The sequence below is a fragment of the Microvirga sp. P4_G7 genome, assembly GCF_056401005.1.
On the sequence record NZ_JBFUKD010000499.1, the window covers coordinates 1 to 2,860 of the forward strand.

The following is a 2,860-nucleotide window of genomic DNA, read 5'->3' on the forward strand; positions in this document are numbered from 1 at the left end:
GAGCGTTTGCGAGCCCTCATGCACGGCTACGCGGTGATCATGACCAAGGATTTCGGCATCTGCGTCACGCGGACTGTCGACCACGAACTGTCGGGCGAGAGCCGCGCCAAGTTTCGCTCCCTCAAACGCGAGATCGACATGACGATTCGCCAAGTCATCGAAGAAGGTATGGCGGATGGGTCGATCGCCGCCGGTGACGCCAGGCTCATGACGTTCACGATTGCGGGCGCGCTGAACTGGATCGCGCGCTGGTATGAGCCGACCGGCACCATGACCGCCGAACAGGTAGCCGATGCGAGCGTCGAGACACTCACGCGAGGTCTTGCTCCGCGCCGATAACAGGGAAACACATGCCACTACCGCAAAACCTGGCTGCTCGATTGAGGCTACCGGCCATTTCTGCCCCGATGTTTCTCGGCTCGGGCCCGGATCTCGTTGTCGAAGTGTGTCGATCGGGAGTGATTGGCACGTTTCCCGCATTGAACCAGCGGAGCAGCGATGGATATGCCGCCTGGCTGTCCGAAGTCGAAGCGAGGCTCTCCCACTACCCGCATGCGGCTCCCTACGGCGTCAATCTCATCGTCCACAAGACCAACACCCGCCTCGCGGCCGATCTCGATATCACGATCCGTCACAAGGTGCCGGTGGTCATCACCTCGCTCGGCGCGATCAAGGACGTTGTCGAGGCGGTTCACTCGTATGGAGGACTCGTCTTCCACGATGTGATCAACCGCCGACATGCTGAAAAGGCCGCTGAAGCCGGCGTCGATGGAATCATCGCGGTGAGCGCGGGCGCCGGCGGTCACGCAGGGACGCTCAGCCCATTCGCGCTCATTTCGGAGATTTCATCGTTCTTCGAGGGCGCCATCATTCTCTCTGGCGCAATCAGCACGGGACGTCATGTCGCCGCGGCGCGCGCAATGGGCGCCGACTTGGCGTATTTGGGCACCCGCTTCCTGGCAACGCGTGAATCGCTGGTGCCCGAGGCTCAGAAGCGAATGATGGCCGAGACCAAGGCCAGCGATATCATCTACACGCCGAAGATCTCCGGTATCCCCGCGAACTTCATGCGCCCCAGCATCGTCGCTTTGGGTCTCGATCCCGACAATTTGCCCGACCCCGGCAAGCTCGACATGATGAACGAGGCGAAGGCCTGGAAAAACGTCTGGTCGGCCGGTCAGGGAGTCGGTTCGATTAGCGACATTCCGCCATGTGCGGAGCTTTGCGAACAGCTTATCGCCGATTACGCAAAAGCAATCGACGACGTTCGTTCCGACCCGTTCGGGCGAATGGCCGCCAGGCCTGCCGTGGCATGAGGGTGAAAAAATGCGCGACGCGGTACTGCTGACAATCGATTCTGGCGTCGCCGAAATTCGCTTCAACAAGCCCGAGCGACTCAATGCGCTGGATCGAGATCTTGCCGAAGGATTTGCGGCGATAGCCGAAAAAGCCACCACCGATCCGTCGGTGCGCGTGATTGTCGTGGCAGCCGCCGGTCGTGGTTTCGTCGCGGGAGGAGATCTCGACTATTTCAGGCAGTCGAGCGACCGCGGCGCTGCGGCAACAACGCTGATTGGGCCGGTACATCACGCGTTGAGAATTCTGGCGGACGCGCCCCAAATCGTCATCGGAAGCCTGAAGGGAGCCGTGGCAGGCGGGGGCATGTCGCTCGCGCTCAGTCTCGACCTTCTTATTGCCGCCGACGACACCGCTTTCAACTTTGCCTATTCCCGCATCGGCGCTTCACCCGATTGTGGCGGCACGTGGTCGCTTCCGCGACTTGTCGGGGTGAGGAAGGCGCTTGAGATAGCCCTGCTTTCCGAAACCATCGACGCGGCGGAAGCGCTCCGGTTGGGGCTGGTCAATCGCATTGTCCCGCTTGCCGATCTGGAATCGGAGACGCGCAAGCTCGCAGGACGGCTGGCTTCCGGCGCGCCTGTGGCCCTGGGAGAGACCAAGCGGCTTATTCGCATGAGCATGCAACGGGATTTCAGCGCGCAGCTCGAGGACGAAGCGGAGACCTTCGCGCGTTGCGCGGCGACGCGCGATTTTGAGGAAGGCATCGGAGCTTTCTTTGCCAAACGCAGGCCAATCTTCAGCGGCCACTGAACCAGCACGAGGATAGTAAGATGACCGCCAGCGCCTTCATTGCAGGTTATGTCCGCACACCCTTCACGTTTGCCAACAAGGGCGCGCTTTCGAGCGTGCGGCCCGACGACCTCGGCGCCCATGCCATCCGCGCGTTGCTGGCGCGAACGGGAATTCCGGGCGCCGAGGTCGAGGACGTCCTATGGGGCTGCGCATTTCCCGAGGGCGAGCAAGGGCTGAACATCGGCCGCATCGTCGGCATGCTGGCCGGGCTTCCGGAGCATGTGGCCGGCGCGACAGTGAATCGCTGGTGCGGCTCGTCCATCCAGGCCGTTCAGATTGCTGCCGGGATGTTGGCCATGAATGCGGGCGAAGCCTTCATCTGCGGTGGATCCGAGAGCATGTCGCGTGTGCCGATGATGGGGTTCAACCCGCTTCCTCATCCATCGTGGGGCCGACAGGCCACGGATGACTACATGAATGTCGGCCTCACGGCTGAAAGAGTGGCGCGCCAGTTTTCCGTCTCGCGCGATCAACAGGACGAGTTTGCCTTTGCGAGCCATTCAAAAGCGCTCGCGGCGCAGCGCGATGGCAGACTGGCCGCCGAGATCGCGCCCGTCGGCGACGTCGAACACGACGGATGCGTGCGCGAGACGTCGCTCGAGCGCCTCGGACAGCTGAAGACCGTCTTCATGGAGAACGGCTCGGTGACCGCTGGTTCGTCTTCACCGATGACCGACGGTGCGACCGCAGTGCTGGTTTGCAGTGAGTC

4 protein-coding genes are annotated in these 2,860 nt (G+C 62.2%); all 4 read left to right on the plus strand.

All coding sequences use genetic code 11. From position 1 onward, the window contains the following. On the plus strand, nt 1-339 hold a 339-nt coding region (locus AC1DT3_RS16960; protein ID WP_477466408.1), incomplete at its 5' end, for a TetR-type transcription factor C-terminal domain-containing protein. 11 nt (nt 340-350) lie between these two features. Continuing rightward, on the plus strand, nt 351-1,316 hold the full coding sequence (locus AC1DT3_RS16965; protein ID WP_477466409.1) for an NAD(P)H-dependent flavin oxidoreductase: 966 nt from the start codon (nt 351-353) through the stop codon (nt 1,314-1,316). 10 nt (nt 1,317-1,326) lie between these two features. After that, a complete protein-coding gene (locus tag AC1DT3_RS16970; protein ID WP_477466410.1) occupies nt 1,327-2,109 on the plus strand; it encodes an enoyl-CoA hydratase/isomerase family protein in 783 nt (260 codons plus the stop codon). 20 nt (nt 2,110-2,129) lie between these two features. After that, nucleotides 2,130-2,860 (plus strand): thiolase family protein (locus tag AC1DT3_RS16975; protein ID WP_477466411.1); only part of this gene is annotated, 731 nt, incomplete at its 3' end.

Bases quoted from the DNA above. Each gene is read 5' to 3' on its own strand.
- AC1DT3_RS16965 (WP_477466409.1), top strand. From the start codon at position 351: ATGCCACTACCGCAAAACCTGGCTGCTCGATTGAGGCTACCGGCCATT.
- AC1DT3_RS16970 (WP_477466410.1), top strand. From the start codon at position 1,327: ATGCGCGACGCGGTACTGCTGACAATCGATTCTGGCGTCGCCGAAATT.